Below are 19,548 nucleotides of genomic sequence, written 5' to 3' on the forward strand. Positions count from 1 at the left end.
GACTGAGTACGCCAACCAATGGCACCACACCCAGGAAGGCACTCAAACCGCCCGGTCTTAAAAACCAGCCCGGCCCACATCGACATGTTTTCCGCCAAGATGCGGTCTTCCACGAGACGGACCACACGATCCTTGGCATCCTGGTCAAATTTTCTCGGCACGTTCCAGATTTTCCCATCTACTCAAACGGAACAAAACCTGGGACACTTCACACAAGCATTTAGAAACTACTGCTCATCGTTAGGTGTACGCCAGTCCATGGGCGCGGTTGGAACGAGTGCCGATAATGCCCTGGCAGAATCATTTAACGCCACCTTAAAGCGGGAAGTACTGCGTGATAGGAAACTCTTTGAAAGTCCAATCAGCTGCCGCCAGGAAGTCTTTCGGTGGTGCATGGGCTACAACACCCGAAGGTGCCACTCCTGGTGCAATCTTGTAGCTCCTGATGTCTTTGAAGCCGAGACTTCAGCTACACTAACTAAAGCAGCACAGCTACCCCCGACGTGTCCACATTTCGGGGGTCAGGCCCTTATGTCGAATTCGCCCAATCGGGCTGGCAACAAAAAATTAAAGAACGCCCTATGGCAATCGTCTTTTGCATCGATCAGATTCCACGAGCGTTCCCGGCAATTCTATGAACGAAAACGCAAAGAAGGCAAAAGACTCAACGCCGCAGCAACCTAAAGTCAACACACCCCCAACAAGCCCACCCACGAAGTTGACAACCTATATAGGAACATCCTCTCGCTCTAGCCGTTTTCGAGCAGCCCAAGGAGCCGTTCGCGCAGCTCATTTTTGCGCTCCACCACCGCGGAGTCTTCGCTGCCGCTGCGCGGGCGGGGCAGCCCTACTTCGATGTCCTCGATGATGGTGGCCTCTGGCCCCGGCGACATCACCAAGATGCGATCCGAGAGCAGCACCGCCTCATCCACGTCGTGGGTGACCATGACCACCGTGCGGCGGTTTTCTTCCCACACATTTAGCAGCAGCGACTGCAGCTGGCGGCGGGTAAGCGCATCCAAAGCGCCGAAGGGCTCATCGAGCAATAGAATATCCGAGCCAATGGCAAAGGCGCGCGCCAAACCGACGCGCTGTTGCATGCCACCGGATAACCGCGACGGGCGCCTATCTGCCGCATGGCCCAAGCTGACCTCATCGAGGAAATCCTGTGCAATCTGGGTGCGCTCCGCCTTGGATAGTTCCGGGCGGGCCGAACGCAGTCCGAATTCGATATTCCCACGCGCCGTCATCCACGGCAGGAGCGCGTGATTTTGAAATACCACGCCGCGGTCTGGACCTGGGCCGGTGACGGCCTCGCCTCGCGCGCGCACCTCGCCGGTAGAGGGAAAAGCGAGGCCCGCGATCATATTCAGCATGGTGGATTTGCCAGAGCCCGATGGTCCCAGCAGGGATACGAACTCGCCTTCTCCAATGGATACGGAGGTATCCCCAATGATCTTGGTTGGGCCGTAGCTTTTAGTAATACCGGCAAACTCGATATGGGCATTAGTCATAGCGCACCACTTTCTGCAGGGAAGCAACGAGGTAATCCAGGGCCAATCCGATGACACCGATAAGCACGATGACCACAACGATGGCGTCAATATCAAGACGGTTCCACATATTCCAAACAAAGAAGCCGACGCCCTGGCCGCCGACGAGCATTTCCGCGGCCACGATGACCAACCAGGCGGTCGATAGCGATTGCCGCATGCCAGTGATAATCCCCGGCAGCGCCGCCGGGCCGACGATATAGAGGAGCTGTTGCATCCGGTTCGTGCCGAGCGTGGCCGCCAAGTTCTTATACGTGGGGTGAATCCCGCGGACCGCCTCGATGGTATTGAGCAGCGTCGGCCACAAGGCCGAAAGGATGATGACAAAGACGGCGGTATTCTCGGCATCGCGAAGCAATGCCAGGCCTAGCGGCAGCCATGCCAGCGGGGATACAGGGCGCAGGATCTGGACAAAGGGATCGGTCGCGCGGCGGAAGGTGTCCGAGGACCCCAGCCAAAAGCCCAGCGGAATAGCTATCACCATGGCGATGACAAAGCCAATGAGCACGCGGCGCAGGGAGGCCACCATGTGCCAAAAGATGCCCACCGAGGCCGACCCATCCCGGTAGAAGGGATCAGAAAGGATCTCTACGGCCCTATCCCAGGTGCGCGCGGGAGTGGGGGCGATATCTGAAAGCCAGCCCGCAGCTGCGACCGCCTGCCAGATGCCGATAAAAACAATAAAAAGCGCGATGCCCAGGCCCATCGCCTTCCACGGGCTATCCCGCCGCTTCTTGCGGCTGGCGTTGGCGGTGCGACCTGGACGGGACGTTGCTTGGGTGTCAGTGGAGTATGCAGTGCTAGTACTGGTGCTGGCGCTGTCATTTTTTACTGTGGTCATAAGGCAAGAGTCCTTAACGCTGGTATCCGGCGGTGGGGTGCAGGGGATCGAAGGTATGGCCGTTGATCTCTACTGGGTCCGTAGTGAGATCGGCCTCGCGCGGCAAAACGGATTTCGTGACATCTAGCAGCGCTTGGTCATCCAGCGGCATTGCCTTTCCGCCCAGGTCCCAGCGGGCCATTTGGGCGGCCATCCACGTAATTGCGGTGGCAGAGGTGCTGCCGCCAAACTTGATCATCTGTGGATCCACCAGGTCTTTACCGTCCCAGGTGGTGTAATTTCCGGCCAGCGCCCGCGAGATCAGCTTTTCCTTCTGATTCAGGTACTTCTCCTTGGCCAGCATGGAGGCCGATTCGTGGACGTGGTGCGGGCTATCGACGTACTGCGCACCTTCGTGCAGCGCCGCGACCACGCGGTCGCGCACGTCTCGGTCCACTTCCTTGGCCACGGCAACCGAGCAGCACGGGTGGTTTTCCCACATCTGGCGGGTGGGAACAAAGGCGCGGCCCGAGCCGGTAGTCAGGGCGCGCTGGTTGAAGGGCTCTGGGCCAATAAACCCGTCGATGGTGCCTACCGAAAGTTGTGCCACCATATCGGCCGGGCGCAGGAGGCGCAGTTCCACATCAGAGACCGGATCGACCCCGCCGGCCACAAGGTAATCGCGCAATAAGAGGGCATGCACCGAATACTCAAAGGGGATGCCTAGCACCATGCCCTTTAGATCCTCAGGCCGCGACACGGTATCCAGGTGGGAGGTGGACAAGGTCAGTGCCTGCCCGTTGGTGTTTTGCGTAAAGGCTAACTCGGTGGGCCGGGAGGCGTTGGTGGCACCGGCATCGATGGCCAGCGGCATGGGCGAGAGCATGTGCGCCACGTCTAAGGCGCCGGTGGCATAGGCGGTCCAGAGATCCGCCCACCCCGCGAATTTGCGCAGCTCAACGTTGAGGCCCTGCTTTGCGAAGGCACCCAAGCCATCGGCCGCTACCAGCGGTGACGCACATGCGATGGGCACGAATCCGATGGTGAGGCTTTCCCCGCCCTGCCCAGATTTTCCGGACTGGGCCTTGTCTTCCTGCCGCGGCGAGGAGCATGCAGATAGCACCTGCGAGCCTACTGCTACCCCACCCATTGCCACTGCACTGCGCAGTATCTGCCGTCGCGACAGGTTTCGGTTGTGCACCATATGTTCTTTCTCAACTAGACCAAGTGGTTTGTTCAGAATGAACCTAGGCCAGGTGCACTATGGTGTCAATTTCTAAATTCACAAGCTAGGAAATGCAGTGTCCTTATTTTTATTCATCACAGACCTGCCTTTCTCTACAAAATAGACCTCTCGTTCTAGATTTATATTTACCTTCGAGCTACCATGGCGCCATCAGTAAATAATCATCTGATACAAGGAGCAATTTAATGTCTGATCTCACCCCGAACCACAAAGAAGGCGACGCTCTCGAGCCGATTGACGGCGAGAAGCTCAACGACCTAGCGCAGAAGAACATCGACAACCCTGAGGGCGCTAAGAAGCACGTCCGCTCCCACACTGAGGCAGACGGTCTCTTCCGCAATAACACCACCGTGCGCGGCCACACCATTAAGGTGGGCGAGCCTTTGCCGCTGCTTGGCGATGACTCCGCACCTAACCCCACCGAGGTCGCTCAGGCTGGTCTTGGTGCCTGCATCAACGTTGGCATCCAGGCCATCGCCCAGCACCGTGGCGTTACCCTGACCAAGCTGGAGCTCGACATCGTCGGCGACATCGACCTCTCCCCAACCTGGGGCGTTGGTGACTTGGGCGAAGACAAGCGCCCAGGCGTTTCCGACGTCAACGTTAAGGTCGACATCGACGGCGACGCCGACAAGGAGACCCTGCAGAAGATCGTGGACGACGCCATCAAGTGGTCCCCGGTTGTTAATACCTACACCCGCCCGGCCAACCTCACTCACGAGTTGGTCTAAGGTTTAGATAGATAAAAGTGAAGTGCCCCGAGTTTTGTTCCTAGGCATTTGCCTTGGTTTCAATTATTTCCTGTTGCGGGTCTGCTTCCACAATTCGGTTTCCGCCTCGGCCGGGATTCGATATCCCAGGCTCAGGTGGAGCCTTACCTAATTCCGCCACGGGACCCACTCAAACGTGGCTACTTCTATCTCAATAACATCATCCCACCAGCATGTATGGATGAGTTCGGGATCTGACCCGCTTGTTTGGTGGACACCTGATATCCAACCCAGTCGAGCTGGCAAGATTGGTAATCTACCACCATGTCCAGGTACTGAGAACAGTTCAAACGCGATGCCGTGGCCCTCTATGAGAACAATGAGGACCTCTCGCTGAACAAAGCATCAGCCCAGCTCGGTATCAATCGAGCCTCGCTGCATTCTTGGGTCAAAAAGTACGGCACCGGCAAACGTGCCCGCATAAAAGCAGTGCACGATCAAGCCCAAGCGGCGAATGATTCCGAACGGATCCGCCAGTGAAAGAAAAGAAGTCTCTAAGCTGCGCGAAGAACGCGACATCCTGCGCAATGCCGCCACATATTTTGCTTAAAGCAACTCACTGGAGTTCTGCTTCCAGTGTGTCTATGACCACCGAACCGAATACTCGGCTTATACGGATGTGCCACGTTTTAAAGCTTAATCGTTCCTCGTTTTATTAATGGGCCCAAACCCGTAAAACTCGCAGTTTAAAGATGTATTTTGATGCCGTCCCGGGAAGTCTTCCGGTGGCGCATGCGCTACAACACGCGCCGACGGCACTCCTGGTGCAATCTTGTAGCGCCGGATGTCTTTGAAGCCGAGACTTCAGCTACACTGACTATAGCAGCATAGCTAACCCCGACGTGTCCACTTTCCGAGGGCAGGACGACTACGAGGATCACAATGCCGTTAAAAGCTCGCGACTTTATACCACCACTAGTCTTTCTAGGAATGGCACTCTATTTTGCAATCGAGTGGCAGGTAATTGCAACGGTTATCATTGTTTGGTTTGGCCTAGTGTTCATTGAATATTTGGTCTCCAGAAAAAAGCCCAAGCAGCAACAATAAACCTTGGATTCTAGGGGCCGTTGCAACATGCACCTAAGGGAAAGTGTTGCAACGACCCTCTCAACGCAAGATTAGCTGTTAAGCACCAGTAGTTTGCGGTTTCGGGCGCAACTACAGGAATTGCCACGATTCCCGCAGGCGCTCGAACCACCACTCGCGGCGGCTAGCCGGGGCGGCCAAGGCGGACAGGCGGTCCGGTTCTGGGGCAAGGATCTCGGCGCGCAGGTGGCCGTCGTGTAGCTGGCGGGGCGCGGTGACGTCTTCTTCGAAAAGGCTTCCCGTGGCCAGGCCCGCGGCGGCCGGGGTGACATCGATGTCCTCGTCGTCATAGATTTGTGGCAACGCCGCCACCGCCGCTATGCCCATATTGATGCCGATGGAGGTATCCAGCGCCGAGGCCACCGTAATATCCATATGCCGTTCGCGCAGGTGCTGTGCCACGTCGAGGACGCGGCGCACCCCGCCCAGCGGCGCGGGTTTCACCACCGCTACATCTGCCGCCTGCAGATCCGCCACGCGGTACGGATCCTCAACCTTGCGAATGGATTCATCCGCGGCCACGCGCACAAAAAGCCCATTGCGCATGAGCTGCCTGCGCACCTCCAACAGTTCTTCCGCGCTCGCGCAGGGTTGCTCCATATAGTCCAGCGGCATGAGTGCCTGGGCGGCCTCTACCGCCTCGGCCACGCTCCAGCCGCCATTGGCGTCCACGCGCAGCACAGGAATAACGCCGCGGGCGCTGACGTGATCGCGGACGGCGTGGACGCGCGCGATGTCATCGGCAAGCGTCTGGCCTTTCTCCGCCACCTTGATCTTGAACGTCCGGCAGCCGGGATAGCGATCCACAATCGCCGGCACCTCGCTGGCGGGAACGGCGGGAATGGTGGCGTTGACCTCTACCCACTCGCGAACGGGCTCCGGAAAGCCCTCGTAGGCCGCCTCCAACCCGGCGCGCAGCCACGCGGCCGACTCCGCAGGCCCGTATTCCAGGAACGGCGCAAATTCACCCCAACCGGCAGGCCCTTCAATCAGCAACGCCTCCCGCGTGGTGATGCCGCGAAACTTCACGGCCAGCGGGAGGGAGACTACGTGGGCGCGGTCGAGAACGTCATCTATGTTCATAGAGCCATACTATCCGCCATTACTCACCCCCACCTAAGTTGAGATGGCCGCAGTCACTCATCGGAGACACTCAGCAGGGTTAATATTTACCCCCAATGGGTGGATATATTCTGCCTAATCTACAAATGCTACGGATAATAAGATATATTCTCATATGAGAACTGAACCTCAGTAAGCGTCGGCTCGTTTCCGACGTTGAATGCTCCAGCCGAACCTTCGGGTTCGGCTTTTCTCATATCTGAAAGGTCTTTCCCCTTGTCCCTCTCCTACCGCGTTGGTATCGATGTTGGCACCTACTCCTTGGGATGCACCGCCATTGAAGTAGACGATAAAGACCAGCCAATCAATATCCTGAGCTCGGTATCGCTTATCCACGATTCTGGACTAGATCCAGATCAGCAAAAGCGGGCGGTAACGAGGCTTGCTTCTTCTGGCGTAGCTCGACGAACTCGTCGCCTTTATCGTCGCCGTCGTCGCCGCATGATAAAACTGGAAAAATTTCTCACCTCCCAAGGATGGGAAACTCGCCCCTTTGAGCATTACTCCGATCCCTATCTCCCTTGGAACGCACGCGTTGCGTTAGTCAATGGATATATCGCCGATGATGCCCAACGCGGAAGGTACCTCTCTATCGCTTTTCGCCATATTGCCAACCACCGTGGCTGGCGGAATCCGTACTGGAAAGTATCGAGCTTGTACTCCCCCGACAAGCCGAGCGATGCCTTTGAACAGATCCGCAAAGAACTCGAGAAGTCTACTGGCCGCAAGATCCCGGAGACCATTACCGTTGGCCAATTAATTTCATTTGCCCAGTTTGGCAAGGACAGGCTACGCGGTGGTGGGAAGAAAAAGGATGAAAAGAAACCACAGGAGCAGGTTAATCAGGCCGTGATATCGGCCCGGCTTCATCAGATTGATCACGCTCGTGAAATCAACGAAATCTGCCGAGTGCAGAAAATTGATGACACCCTGCGAAAGCAGATTTTAGATCTTGTTTTCGCCGCAGAATCTCCCAAGGGCGCACAAATTGGGCGCGTAGGGAAAGACCCGCTGCAACCAAAGCTACCCCGTGCTCTAAAGGCTTCCGATGCTTTTCAGCAATACCGAATCGCCGCTTTGACTGGAAACCTGCGTATCTACCGCGACGGTGTTTCTATCCCTCTCGACCGAGACGAAAAACTCATCGTCTTTAACTACCTAATCAACCTCTCACATAAAGAGGAGCCGTCGTGGCTCAAGGTTGCCGAGGTCTTAAACATCGACAGAGGCCAGCTCCGTGGTACTGCCACGATGACCGATGATGGTGAACGCGCCGGAGCTACGCCCCCGGTGCACGACACCAACAGAACTATCCTGGGATGCAAGGTAAAACCTCTCGTGCACTGGTGGGAAGGTGCCAACGACGATGAGCGTGCTGCAATGTTAAAGTCCCTATCTAACTCCGAGGTAGACGACTTCGACTCCCCAGCCGGAGCACAAGTTCAAGCATTCTTCGCGAATTTGGATGAATCTGAACAAGAGAAACTAGATTCTCTTCACCTCCCAATTGGGCGTGCTGCATACAGTGAAGACACCTTGATGCGTCTGACTAGCCGAATGCTCGACGAGAATTTGGATCTTTATGAAGCCCGCCTAGCTGAGTTTGATATCCCCAAAGACTGGGCACCTCCCGCACCTAGAATTGGCGAACCCGTTGGAAATCCAGCTGTAGATCGTGTCCTTAAAGGAGTGGCACGGTGGTTAGAAGCTGCAGCAGATGAATGGGGGGCTCCCAAATCTGTGGTCATTGAGCATGTTCGCGATGGCTTCATCAGTAAATCTAAAGCCAATGAAATTGACCGAGCTAACAACACCCGCCACAAGCGGAACCGAGAGCTCTTCAAGCAAATGCAGGAAAACCTAGGCATCGACGGAAAACTGCGTAGTTCAGACTTGTGGCGCTACCAATCCGTACAAAGGCAGAACTGCCAATGCGCATACTGCGGTTCTCCTATTACCTACACAACCTGCGAGATGGACCATATTGTTCCGCGTGCGGGCGAAGGCTCTACAAATACCAGGGACAACTTGGTTGCCGCTTGCCACCGCTGCAACCTTGCAAAGAAGAACATTCCTTTTGCTGTGTGGGCTGCGCAAACCAATATTCCAGGGGTCAGCGTCAAAGAGGCACTTGATAGGACACGACACTGGTCAGAAGACTCCGGAATGACTTCAAAAGACTTCAAGAAATTCCGCAAGAACGTCTGCGACCGGTTAAAACGCACCGTTGTCGATGAACCTTTAGATGCTCGTTCCATGGAATCAGTAGCGTGGATGGCAAATGAGCTGCGCGGCCGAGTGGCGCAACGGTTCCAGGAAGAAAATACTGTGGTCAACGTCTACCGTGGTGAGCTTACTGCAGAAGCGCGCCGAGCTGCAGGCATCTCCGACAAGCTACGGTTTATTGACGGAACTGGAAAGTCCCGACTCGACCGACGTCACCATGCAGTCGATGCGGCAGTCGTTGCGTTTACCCAAAACTATGTCGCGGAAACCCTAGCCATTCGTTCCAATAAAAAGCGTGAAGCTCAGCTTCTACAGGCTACCTCACAATGGAAAGAATTCACCGGATCCGATGCAGAGCACCGCGCTGCGTGGAATGCTTGGCTTCCCAAAATGCAAAAACTGGCTGTCCTGCTGCAAAAGACACTGGATGAAGATCGCATCGCCGTCACCTCCAACTTGCGTTTACGCCTAGGAAATGGGCGTGCACACGAAGATACCATTGGCGAATTGAAGACCATCCGAGTCGGCGACGCCATCTCCGTCACCGATATCGACCGTGCCTCTAGTGAAGCTTTGTGGTGTGCGCTTACCCGAAAACCGGACTTCGATGAAAATAACGGACTCCCAGAAAATCCAGATCGCCGGATCCGCATTCACGGTACTTGGTATACCGCAGAAGATGACATTGAAGTCTTCCCTATAGGTGCGGGAGCCATCAAGGTTCGTGGCGGCTATGCCGAGCTGAGCCGCTTCCACCATGCACGCATTTACAAGATTCCCGGCAAGAAAGCACCGGTTTACTGCATGCTTCGCGTCTATAACGCCGATCTCGCTCAATACCGTCACGAAGACCTGTTTTCTGTTGAAATCAAGCCGCAAACCATGTCTGTCCGACAAGCAGAACCAAAGTTGCGAAAGGCACTGGCAGAAAATACAGCAGAGTACCTAGGTTGGCTCGTCACCGATGACGAGTTGGTCATTGATACGTCTAAGTTCAATACCGGCCAAATCGCAGAGATGCAAAGCGAATTCGGTCAAGTCCGACGTTGGCGGTTAGATGGCTTCTACTCCCCATCAAGGTTAAGACTTCGGCCCCTCCAAATGAGTGCTGAGGGTTTATCCAGTGATGCTTCAGCAGGATCCAAGAAGATAATTGATGCGCCAGGATGGCGTCCCTCTGTTAACAAGTTGCTCAGTGGCGTAAATGTCACTGTGATCAGAAGAGACGCACTAGGCAGAGCAAGGCTAACCAGCAATGCTCACCTCCCGGTCTCATGGAAGGCAGAGTAAGAAAATGAATGCTGGATGGCGAGTAATAGACTGTCTGAATCTTCACGGTTCACTTCGATATTCTCGAGGTCAACTCGTCATCAGCAAGGACGATGCTGACGATGTCGTCATACCCCTATCTCAAATTGCAGTGGTTCTTATCGGTTCTAGGAGCTCAATCAGTGGTGCCGTACTTCAGAAATTCGGTGACTATGACATCGCATTGATTGTCTGCGATTGGAGGGGAGTTCCAGTATCTGGAGCTTATCCGTGGAATCAGCACTCAAGATTGGGCGCACGACAGCAAGCACAAGCACAACTTTCAGTCCCTAAAAAGAAGCAGGCGTGGACCCGGATAGTCGCCGCCAAAATCCACGGTCAGGCGTCCGTGTTGAAAGCTTTGCAAAAGACCGGAGCCGATGAACTGATTAAACTTTCTCGCACTGTAAAGTCCGGAGATTCTGAGAATCGAGAGGCCTTAGCTGCCCGAAAATATTGGTCTTGTCTTTCGCATGATCACGCATTCTCACGTTTACCTGGCGCTGGCGATCCTGGTTGGAATTCCGCTTTAGATTACGGCTATACACTCTTGCGCGGCTACGGGATTCGTGCCATCGCTGGTGCTGGGTTGTCTGGAACACTGGGTGTGTTTCATCATGGCCGTGGAAATAATTGGGCTCTTGTGGACGATCTCATGGAGCCATTCAGACCTATGGTGGACCAAATCGTGTTCACAAACATCAACTATGGCGCGGAATTAGATGCTGCACAAAAGACCACACTTTCTACTGCACTAACTCTTGCTTTCAACGCTGGAGGAAAATCACTAAGCACCGTTTTTAATGAATTCGGTCAACACTATGGTCTCTACGTCGAGGGATCAGTTCGTGACTTAAGCGTGCCCCGATGGGAAGGAATCCTCGATGCCAGCGAAGGATAGTGAACCAATGTGGTGTGTGGTGATGTTCGACCTGCCCGTTAAGTCTAAGAAACAAACTAGTGAAGCGAACAAATTCCGAAACCATCTCTTGGACCTCGGATTTTGTAGATCCCAACTAAGCGTTTATGTCCAGTACTTCCCATTGTCTTCCAGGATCGCTTCGACCGTCAAACAAATAAAGACTGCTCTCCCAGAAGGTGGCGATATCAGGATAGTTTCCGTCACTGATAATCAATGGGCAAAAGCCATCAGATTTTCTAAGGCAGAGCCCTCTGAAGTAGAGGAAAAACCGTCCCAACTCGTAATTTTTTAAGGCAGGATCGCCAATAAACTCCAGTTAAACGGCCCTTTTCGGGCCGCACTGAAGTATATCAGGGGTAATGAGAACTGAACCCCAGCTGCTGCCAGACTCGTACGCAGTCGTCTAGAAGTATATCAGGGGTAATGAGAACTGAACCCCAGCTACGCGGGCGACCAGCGCCTTTTGGTTTGAAGTATATCAGGGGTAATGAGAACTGAACCCCAGCCGTTCACACTGGGATTGGCGATGGTTAAGAAGTATATCAGGGGTAATGAGAACTGAACCCCAGTGCCGTTATATGGTGGCGTCGCAGCACGCGGAATCCAATAGGAATAATGAAAACGAAGCTTCTGCTGCCAGAACTTATGCAGTTTTGTGTCCGCGGTATTCCAACTGGTGCCTCAGAAACCATTGACCCCAACGCCCACCCAGGCTACGTTGGTTCTTACCTACCCTGAAGGAGGAACCATGTTACTGGCAGAGGCATTAGCAGAGCGCGCGCAGGCGCAGGAACGGCTCAATGAGCTGCGCGAGCGCCTGCTCTCCGTCGTGCGCGTGCAGGAGGGCGATACCCCGGACGAGGATCCGGCCGAGCTTTTGCGCGAGTTGGAGGGCATTACTGGGCGCATCGATAAGCTCGTGCAGGCCATCAATGCCACGAACGTGGCCACCGATTTTGATGGCGAGAAGAACTTGATGCAGGCGCTGGCGCTTCGCGATGGCCTCGTGCGCACCCGCCGCATCTACCACGACCTCGCCCAGGCCGCGGGCGCGCGCCAGGACCGCTACTCCCGCGCGGAGATTAAGTTCGTGGCCACGCTTCCGGTAGCAGAGCTGCGCAAGCGGGTCGATGACCTCTCCAAGCAGTACCGGGAGCTTGATACCCGCATCCAGCAGTTGAACTGGAATACGGAACTGATAACTCCATAGCGAAGCTTTAGTCATGCCACGCCGCGCGCGTGGCGGTAGCCTTTACGCACTTGCAGCGAGTATGCCCCCGCCTTCGAGGGGAAATTCGAGGACATCTAGGCACCCTTTGGCGTTAAAGGGTTGAGGAAGTTCGAGTCTTCCCACCGTATTGATGACCGCGCCAGCACAGGGTACACGGGTACATTGCGGGGTAACCCCTCGCAGTTATTGAGTATCGATTATTACCAGCATGCTGGGCAGTGCGTAGAGGTGAGGGTTGGGAATGGGGACTAAACTTTTTCGCGCCCACTATGCTGGGCGCTATGAGCGAGCAAAAGAAATACAGCACCGAAAATCCATTCCGTGAGGAATTGTGGCGCCCGGTTGAGGGCTTTGGGGATCTCACAGACGTCACCTACCACCGTCTGGCGGCAGACGGTCGGAAGAATGGCATCGTGCGCATCGCCATCGACAGGCCGGAGGTGCGCAATGCCTTCCGGCCGCACACCGTGGATGAGCTGTATCGCACTTTGGATCACGCCCGCCGCACCCCGGATGTGGGCACGATCTTGCTTACCGGCAATGGGCCCTCGCAAAAAGATGGTGGCTGGGCTTTTTGTTCCGGCGGCGACCAGCGCATTCGCGGCCGCTCGGGGTATCGCTACGCCACTGAGCACGCCCACGATGATGCCACGGCGGATGAATCCAGCGTCGATGAGGCCCGCGCCAAGGTTGAAGGCGGCCGCCTGCACATCCTGGAGGTCCAGCGCCTCATCCGCACCATGCCCAAGGTGGTTATCGCCGTGGTCAATGGGTGGGCCGCCGGCGGTGGGCACTCGCTGCACGTGGTCTGCGATATGACCGTGGCCTCCCGCCAGGAGGCGCGCTTTAAGCAGACGGACGCGGACGTTGGATCCTTCGATGCGGGCTATGGCTCGGCCTACCTAGCCAAGATGGTGGGCCAGAAATTCGCCCGCGAGATCTTCTTTTTGGGCCGCACTTACGATGCCCAGCGCATGTATGAGATGGGCGCGGTCAATGAGGTGGCAGACCACGGCGAGCTCGAGGATGCCGCCATCCGCATGGGCCAGGAAATCAATATGAAGTCCCCCACCGCCCAGCGCATGCTGAAATTCGCGTTCAACCTCACCGATGATGGCCTGATGGGCCAGCAGGTCTTCGCCGGCGAGGCCACCCGCCTGGCCTATATGACCGATGAGGCCGTCGAGGGCAAGCAGTCCTTCCTGGACAAGCGCGAGCCCAACTGGGACGAGTTCCCCTATTACTACTAAGGAGTGCCCCGCACCGTGCTCATCGCATTTTGTATCCTGCTCGCGGTCCTCGCCGTCGCGGGCGTGCTCGGCTCGCGCGTGTGGATGCTGCGCCGCATTAAGGAGGCCGAGGCCAATAACGAACGTCCCTTTGATCAGGAGGACACCTACCGCTGATCCCTGTATCGACTCACCCCGGCCGCAACCGGGGTTTGTCCCGCCGTGGCCTTAAGATCTAGTGCCGTGACTATCCTCGCCCCCTTGCCCGTCGATCCGCATGACCCCGCGGCCATCCTGCCGGACCTCGAATCCGCCATTGTCGGCAGGTCCTGCTTTTTGCCGCTGCCGCTTGCCGATGCCACCCGCGCCACCCTCCTGCGCAATTCCCAGCGCGCCGGCGAGCCCATCGCAGAGGACATCGCGCTCGTGGTCTCCACTTCAGGGTCCACCGGCACCCCAAAGGGCGCGCAATTAACGCCAGCCAACCTGGTGGCCAGCGCCGATGCCACCCACCAGGTCCTCGGTGGCCCTGGGCAATGGCTCTTGGCGATGCCCGCCCACCACATCGCCGGCATCCAGGTCCTCGTCCGTTCCCTGGTGGCCGGGGTGGATCCGCTCTGCCTCGATCTCAGCGAAGGCTTTGATATCTCAGCCTTCGCCCGCGCCGCCGCGGAGCTCTCCCGCACCGGCGACCGCACCTACACCGCGCTCACCCCGCTGCAGCTGGCCAAAGCCATGGATGTGCCGGAGGGCATCGATGCGCTCCAGAGTTTCGATGCCATCTTGGTGGGCGGTGCCGCCATCCACCCGCGCCTGCACGCCGCGGCCGCGGATCAGGGCATCACTATCACCACCACCTACGGTTCCTCCGAGACCGCCGGCGGCTGCGTCTACGATGGCCGCCCACTGCCCGGTACGACGGCCCGCGTCCAGGACGGCCGCATCTTACTCGGCGGGCCCACCATCGCGCAGGGCTACCGCAATGCCCCAAGCCACGAGGCGTTTCCCGGAAACGGGTGGTTCGCCACTTCCGATGCCGGCGTCATCGAAGATGGCATCCTCACCGTCACCGGGCGCCTCGATAATGTCATCGACTCCGGCGGGTTGAAGCTGCACCCAGAGGTCTTGGAACGCGAAATCCTCCGGGTGCCCGGTGTTGCCGAGGCGTGCGTCGTCGGTATCCCGCACCCGCGGCTGGGCCAAGCCATCGTGGCCGCCTATACCGGTAATGCCGAGCTTGGCGATATCTTCGAGGCCCTCGAAGACGCCGAACTTCCCCGTTGGCAGCTGCCTAAAGATTTAAAGCACCTTGCGGAATTTCCCACCACCGGCCCCGGCAAGGTAGACCGCCAGGCCGTCGCCGCAGTCTTTAACGCCTAGCCCCCACCGCAGGCCCCAGCTTCCTGATTGCTTTACGCCCACTACGCAGTGGCACAATGGTGGCTATGACTTCATCAGCCGGTAATTATTCCGCGACCGCCAAGGATTGGATCAATGGTGCTCGCCCACATACGTGGGCCAACGCCTTCGCACCCGTTATCGCAGGTACGGGCGCGGCCTTCGGTATTAGCGGCGGGCATATCGGCCGCGCGGTGTTCGCGTTCATCGTGGCGTGGGCGCTTATTATCGGCGTGAACTATGCCAACGACTATTCCGATGGCATCCGCGGTACCGATGATGACCGCACCGGCCCGCAGCGGCTGACCGGCAGCGGGCTTGCGCAGCCGCGCCACGTGAAATACGCCGCCTTTGGCTGCTTCGCCGTCGCCGGCCTGGCCGGAATCATCCTATCCCTGGCCGCTGGTGCCTGGTGGCTCATCCTCATCGGCGCGCTGTGCATCGCCGGTGCGTGGTTTTATACCGGCGGTAAGAACCCCTACGGCTACCGCGGTTTGGGCGAGGTCGCCGTCTTTGTCTTCTTCGGACTCGTCGCCGTGCTCGGCACCGAATTTACCCAAGCCGGCCGCATTTCCTGGACGGGCCTAGCCCTGGCCATCGGCATCGGCGCCATGAGCTCCGGGGTGAACCTGGTCAATAATATCCGCGATATTCCCTCCGATGCCGAGGCCGGCAAGATCACCCTCGCGGTACGGCTGGGCAATAAGAACGCCCGCCTGCTTTTTACGGGCCTACTGCTCTTGCCCTTCGTACTTACCATCGCGGTTGCCTTCGGCAGCTGGCTCGCGCTGGCTGGCCTGGTCTACTTCCCGTTTGCACTCCGCGCGGTGCGCACGGTCAATCGCGGCGCCACCGGACATCAGCTCATCCCCGTGCTGGGGCTGACCGGGCGCGCCATGCTCATCTGGGCAGTGATCGAGGCCATCGCCGTCGCCCTCATCTAGTCCAGGGCTAGGCTTTGCGCGCCTAGGCCTCCGCGCGGCCTTCCAATTCGGCCTGTACCCAGCGCTTGTGCGCCTTGCGTTGCGCGGAGTACTCCGCCAGCGTCTGCGTGGCCTCGATGCGCCAGTTTTTAAATATCAGCATCGATAGCGGCAGGGCCACAAAGAGCGCTAGGAGCGCTGCCACGAGTACGGGAATGGGGAAACCAATCCCTACCGCCAGCAGCTCGATGACCGCGGTGAGCGCGAGAAAAAGCACCACGCGCGCGAGCCCGTATTTCCATAGCGCCTTGCGCGAACGACGGCGCAGTTCGGGGTCTGGTTTCGGTGGCTCAGGGTTGTGCGTCATGGGGGTCGATTGTACGCCGTACAGGTAGAATAATCCGCATGGGTCGACTAATCCTCCTACTGCTTTTTGTCCTCGCCGCTTACCTGGTGTGGAAGGCCTTTGGGCCATCGTCCTGGAAGTCCCGCCAGGTTGAAGAACAACCGCGTTCCATCAAGGGCCCCGATGATGACGAGGAATTCCTGTGGAACCTGGAAAAGGAGCGCTTCAAGCAGCGCCGCAAGCAGGAGGCCGAGGAAGAAAAACGCCGCCAGCGCCGCACTCGCGACGCCGACGGCAACAATGGTTCAAAGGGCCCGAACGACAACCAGGATTAATCCTTTGGCACGAACCGCATCTCAAGTCCCAGCGCTTCTGCCACGGCGGTAACCTTCTCCCACCGCACGCCTGCCCCACCGTGCTCGATGGTGTGGAGGGTGGAGCGGGAGACCTGGGCGGCATCGGCAAGCTGCTGCTGGACGATGCCCAACTCACGCCTCCGCTGCGCAATCTGCGCGCCCAAGCCCAAGATGAGCTCGTTATCGCCGGCCGGCTTTCCCTGTTTATTGCGCGGGCTATGGTTGGTGGCCATTTAGTTCAGCCCCGCATAGGAGTGCAGGCCGGAGACCACCATATTGATGAAGAAGAGGTTGAATACCATCGCCGCCATGGCCAAAACGTTGATCCACGGCGCCGCCTTGCGGAAGGCCGGGGTCGCGCGCGCGTGCAGGTAGGCCGCATAGAGAATCCAGGTGGCAAAGGACATGGTTTCCTTCGGGTCCCAGCCCCAGAAGCGACCCCACGCGGATTCGGCCCAGATGGCGCCCAAGATGATGCCGAGGCCCAAGGTGGGCAGGGTGATAACGGCCAAGCGGTACGCCAAACGGTCAATCTTGGCCGCAGATGGCAGCGGATAAGCCAGAGCACCAAAGATGCCGCGCTCCGCGTTCTTTGGCTGCCACTGGCGCAACAGGGTCAATAGCGAGATGATGCCGGAAATGATGCCGATGGACGCGCCCAAGGACACCACCGTGACGTGGATGGGCAGCCAGTGCGATTGCAGGGCCGGCACCACCGGTGCAGACTCCGCATAGAGCTTGGTGGAGCCGTAAAACATCAGCGCCAGTACCGGGGTAAGGATCCACGGCCAGACCGTGCGCCATTCCTTGCGCTGCATGGCGATATTGCCCACCAGCAGCACGCCAAAGCTCACCATCAACACGTACTCGTAGAGGTTGCCAAATGGGAAACGGCCCGTCGCCAGACCGCGTAGCACGATGGCAGCGGCATGCAGGGCAATGCCAACCCACATCAGCGAGCTGGTCATGCCGCCGAGCTTATCCAGCTTGCGTTCCTTTTCCGCGACTTTTTCCTCGCTCATAGTTGCTGCCGCGGAGGCTGCCTCAGCTTCGTAATCGGTGCTGGCATCCGTTGCGCCCGTGCCGGTTGCAGCGTCAGAGCCGGTAGCGGTGCCAGCCTCGGCCCCTGCGCCGACCAATACCTTGGACGCCTCCGAGCGGCCCACGCGGCGCGCCTCGATGAGGCTGCGTATGCGGCCGTAGTACAACAGCGACATCAATAGCGCGACGCAGTACACCACGAATGCGGTCTGCACCGCGAGATCCGAGAAGTTCGACAGATTCTGATCAATCTGCAAGGGAGTCCACCTAGCCTTCACACGTGCGGGATAATGCTGATTACCTTACTCATGCACACAGCGGGATCCAACTATAGTTGGATCAATCATCAGTATAGAGTTTGTCTTCTTCCACCTCATCTGGATCCGGAAGCTCCAAGAGCGCGCGGTGCAGCTCGTGGAATTCCTCAGACCAGCCGGCGCGGTCGGTGCGGGCGAGACCACCCATCTCGAGGGTGGTGCCGCCGGCAGACTCCGGCTGCAGGCGAATATAGACGCGGCGGCGCTTAATCATCAGCGAGGCCACGAGGGATACCAACATGACCAGCGCGGATGCCAGCACCCAATTCTGGAATGGGTCATAGGAGACCTGGTAATTGGCAAATTCATTGGCACCGTCAAAGGTGATCTTGGTGCCATCATCAAGCGTGACGTCATCGCCTTGGCTCAGGTTCACGCGGTCGATCTTCTGCAGCTGCCCCGAGTGCACGAGGTTTGAATCCAGCGAGAAGAGCGACTGCGGCGTACCGGTATCGAGGCCGGCATCACCGCGGTAGATATCGACCGCCAACGCCGGATCATTCAGGCCCGGGTGGGAGGACTGCAAAAGCTTGCCGTTCTCACCGCTCCACTCGGCCGTCGGGGCGAAAAGCCCCTGGATGGCCAGCTGGTTTTGGCGGCGCTCGAAAAGGTCCGGGTACATGCCTGCCGGCGGGTCAAAGCGCAGCACGCCCGAAGATAGGAAGAAGGTCGTGTCAGTGGGCTGGAATTGGATGGTCTGCGTGCGCTTTTCACCATCCGGCCACTCCACCGTCACCGTCGGTGCATAGCCGTGGCCCTGCAGGTAGACGCGGTTTTGCGCCAAGCGCAGCGGGTGGTTGACCTTGAGCTCATAGTCCTTCCATTCGGAAGAGTCCTTATAAATATCGTCACCCTCCGCGTAGGAGACGTTGGAGGTAAACATCTCCGCCTGGCCATTGGGCAGGTACTTCGCGGTGAAGTCGTGCGCGGTCATGCAGAAGGGGTGGAGCCCAGTGCCATCGAAAAGCGGCCCTGCCCGGAAGGAGTCAAAGTTCGAGGTGGAGGTATTACAAAACTCCGTGGACTGCTCCAGCGAGGTATTGCCGCCCTGCGAGCCGGACTCCGTCACCACGATGACCTGGCCCTCGTAGTTGACCAGGCGGCCGGCGGCCACGGTGACCAGGATCGCTACCAGCGCGACGTGGAAAATGAGGTTGGCCAGCTCGCGGCCGTAGCCGCGCTCGGCGGAAAAGGCGTGCACCCCGGCGCGATCCTTATCCGGGCTGTATTCGGCCACGCGCCATTTTTTCAGGCGCTTGTGGATCTCCGCGCTGAGTTCTTCCTCGCTCTTTTCCGAATGCCCCTCGGCGCTCAGCGGCAGGCGGTGCAGGTACTTCGGCGCGCGCGTGGGCTGCGTGCGCCACGCCTTGTAGTGATCGATGGAGCGCGGAATGATGCAGCCAATGAGCGAGACCGCCAAAAGCAGGAAGATGGCTTGGAACCAGATGGAGGAAAAGACATCAAAAAGCTGCAGCTTATCGTAGATTTCCGCTACGGTGCCATTGGATTCGATGAACTCCTGCACGTTCTGCTCGTTCAGGTCGCGCTGCGGCAAGAGGGAGCCGGGGATGGCGGCGAGCGCCAGCAGGAAAAGCAGGGCCAGCGCGGTGCGCATGCTGGTAAGCCAGCGCCAGGCTTTGCGGATATATTTCAC

At 57.8% G+C, this 19,548-nt stretch carries 18 protein-coding genes and 3 pseudogenes; 13 read left to right on the plus strand and 8 right to left on the minus strand.

Annotated features, from left to right (window positions below):
- Nucleotides 1–198: 198 nt before the first annotated feature.
- A pseudogene (locus ABRP95_RS08310) lies at nt 199–426 on the plus strand (integrase core domain-containing protein); the annotation flags it as partial.
- Between the two features lie 99 nt (nt 427–525).
- Nucleotides 526–675 (plus strand): annotated as a pseudogene (locus ABRP95_RS08315) (IS110 family transposase); the annotation flags it as partial.
- 74 nt (nt 676–749) lie between these two features.
- Here the strand turns inward: ABRP95_RS08315 and ABRP95_RS08320 are convergent.
- Genes ABRP95_RS08320 through ABRP95_RS08330 form a run of 3 tightly spaced genes read right to left on the minus strand, consistent with a single transcriptional unit; the run spans nt 750 to nt 3,577 of the window.
- Complete coding sequence (locus ABRP95_RS08320) at nt 750–1,514, minus strand: ABC transporter ATP-binding protein (protein ID WP_237801468.1); 765 nt, start codon at nt 1,512–1,514, stop codon at nt 750–752.
- Nucleotides 1,507–2,394, minus strand: a complete 888-nt coding sequence (locus tag ABRP95_RS08325; RefSeq protein ID WP_284785387.1) for an ABC transporter permease — start codon at nt 2,392–2,394, stop codon at nt 1,507–1,509. The genes ABRP95_RS08320 and ABRP95_RS08325 overlap by 8 nt, the downstream gene beginning before the upstream one ends.
- Nucleotides 2,395–2,407: 13 nt before the next feature.
- Nucleotides 2,408–3,577, minus strand: coding sequence for an ABC transporter substrate-binding protein (locus tag ABRP95_RS08330; protein ID WP_349839215.1), 1,170 nt, complete (start codon nt 3,575–3,577; stop codon nt 2,408–2,410).
- 227 nt (nt 3,578–3,804) lie between these two features.
- Between ABRP95_RS08330 and ABRP95_RS08335 the strand changes: the two genes are divergently transcribed.
- Nucleotides 3,805–4,350 carry an OsmC family protein gene (locus ABRP95_RS08335; protein ID WP_284771027.1) on the plus strand — a complete coding sequence of 182 codons (546 nt, stop codon included), beginning with the start codon at nt 3,805–3,807 and terminating at the stop codon, nt 4,348–4,350.
- 330 nt (nt 4,351–4,680) lie between these two features.
- Nucleotides 4,681–4,869: pseudogene (locus tag ABRP95_RS08340) on the plus strand (transposase); the annotation flags it as partial.
- A gap of 678 nt (nt 4,870–5,547) precedes the next feature.
- On the opposite strand, the gene ABRP95_RS08345 reads toward ABRP95_RS08340, so the two are convergent.
- Entirely contained in the window at nt 5,548–6,558 is a 1,011-nt protein-coding gene (locus ABRP95_RS08345) for an o-succinylbenzoate synthase (protein ID WP_296089437.1), read from the minus strand.
- 255 nt (nt 6,559–6,813) lie between these two features.
- Between ABRP95_RS08345 and cas9 the strand changes: the two genes are divergently transcribed.
- From cas9 to ABRP95_RS08385, 8 genes are all read left to right on the plus strand, one after another.
- Nucleotides 6,814–10,113, plus strand: a complete 3,300-nt coding sequence (cas9, locus tag ABRP95_RS08350) for a type II CRISPR RNA-guided endonuclease Cas9 (protein ID WP_349839217.1) — start codon at nt 6,814–6,816, stop codon at nt 10,111–10,113.
- A gap of 4 nt (nt 10,114–10,117) precedes the next feature.
- Nucleotides 10,118–11,032, plus strand: a complete 915-nt coding sequence (gene cas1 / locus ABRP95_RS08355) for a type II CRISPR-associated endonuclease Cas1 (RefSeq protein WP_296089433.1) — start codon at nt 10,118–10,120, stop codon at nt 11,030–11,032.
- Between the two features lie 7 nt (nt 11,033–11,039).
- Nucleotides 11,040–11,345 (plus strand): CRISPR-associated endonuclease Cas2, encoded by a 306-nt coding sequence (gene cas2, locus ABRP95_RS08360; RefSeq protein ID WP_269116756.1) that lies wholly within the window; start codon nt 11,040–11,042, stop codon nt 11,343–11,345.
- Between the two features lie 456 nt (nt 11,346–11,801).
- Nucleotides 11,802–12,263 (plus strand): DIP1984 family protein, encoded by a 462-nt coding sequence (locus tag ABRP95_RS08365; RefSeq protein ID WP_284628522.1) that lies wholly within the window; start codon nt 11,802–11,804, stop codon nt 12,261–12,263.
- A gap of 302 nt (nt 12,264–12,565) precedes the next feature.
- Nucleotides 12,566–13,534 carry a 1,4-dihydroxy-2-naphthoyl-CoA synthase gene (locus ABRP95_RS08370; protein WP_034653771.1) on the plus strand — a complete coding sequence of 323 codons (969 nt, stop codon included), beginning with the start codon at nt 12,566–12,568 and terminating at the stop codon, nt 13,532–13,534.
- 15 nt (nt 13,535–13,549) lie between these two features.
- A complete protein-coding gene (locus tag ABRP95_RS08375; RefSeq protein WP_023028231.1) occupies nt 13,550–13,690 on the plus strand; it encodes a hypothetical protein in 141 nt (46 codons plus the stop codon).
- Nucleotides 13,691–13,756: 66 nt separating this feature from the next.
- On the plus strand, nt 13,757–14,893 hold the full coding sequence (gene menE, locus ABRP95_RS08380; RefSeq protein ID WP_284785382.1) for an o-succinylbenzoate--CoA ligase: 1,137 nt from the start codon (nt 13,757–13,759) through the stop codon (nt 14,891–14,893).
- Nucleotides 14,894–14,949: 56 nt separating this feature from the next.
- Complete coding sequence (locus ABRP95_RS08385) at nt 14,950–15,855, plus strand: 1,4-dihydroxy-2-naphthoate polyprenyltransferase (RefSeq protein WP_284771023.1); 906 nt, start codon at nt 14,950–14,952, stop codon at nt 15,853–15,855.
- Between the two features lie 22 nt (nt 15,856–15,877).
- Here the strand turns inward: ABRP95_RS08385 and ABRP95_RS08390 are convergent, their stop codons facing one another.
- Entirely contained in the window at nt 15,878–16,201 is a 324-nt protein-coding gene (locus ABRP95_RS08390) for a DUF4229 domain-containing protein (protein ID WP_284771022.1), read from the minus strand.
- Between the two features lie 38 nt (nt 16,202–16,239).
- Between ABRP95_RS08390 and ABRP95_RS08395 the strand changes: the two genes are divergently transcribed.
- On the plus strand, nt 16,240–16,515 hold the full coding sequence (locus ABRP95_RS08395) for a hypothetical protein (protein ID WP_284771021.1): 276 nt from the start codon (nt 16,240–16,242) through the stop codon (nt 16,513–16,515).
- Here ABRP95_RS08395 and ABRP95_RS08400 read toward each other — a convergent pair.
- The 3 genes from ABRP95_RS08400 to ABRP95_RS08410 form a co-directional block, all read right to left on the minus strand.
- Nucleotides 16,512–16,769, minus strand: a complete 258-nt coding sequence (locus tag ABRP95_RS08400; RefSeq protein WP_023016668.1) for a helix-turn-helix domain-containing protein — start codon at nt 16,767–16,769, stop codon at nt 16,512–16,514. The two genes, ABRP95_RS08395 and ABRP95_RS08400, sit on opposite strands and share 4 nt — an antisense overlap.
- On the minus strand, nt 16,770–17,834 hold the full coding sequence (ccsB, locus tag ABRP95_RS08405) for a c-type cytochrome biogenesis protein CcsB (protein ID WP_284771020.1): 1,065 nt from the start codon (nt 17,832–17,834) through the stop codon (nt 16,770–16,772).
- Between the two features lie 82 nt (nt 17,835–17,916).
- Nucleotides 17,917–19,548 (minus strand): cytochrome c biogenesis protein ResB, encoded by a 1,632-nt coding sequence (locus tag ABRP95_RS08410; RefSeq protein WP_284771019.1) that lies wholly within the window; start codon nt 19,546–19,548, stop codon nt 17,917–17,919.

The organism is Corynebacterium sp. KPL2895, from assembly GCF_040225815.1.
GTDB lineage: Bacteria > Actinomycetota > Actinomycetes > Mycobacteriales > Mycobacteriaceae > Corynebacterium > Corynebacterium rhinophilum.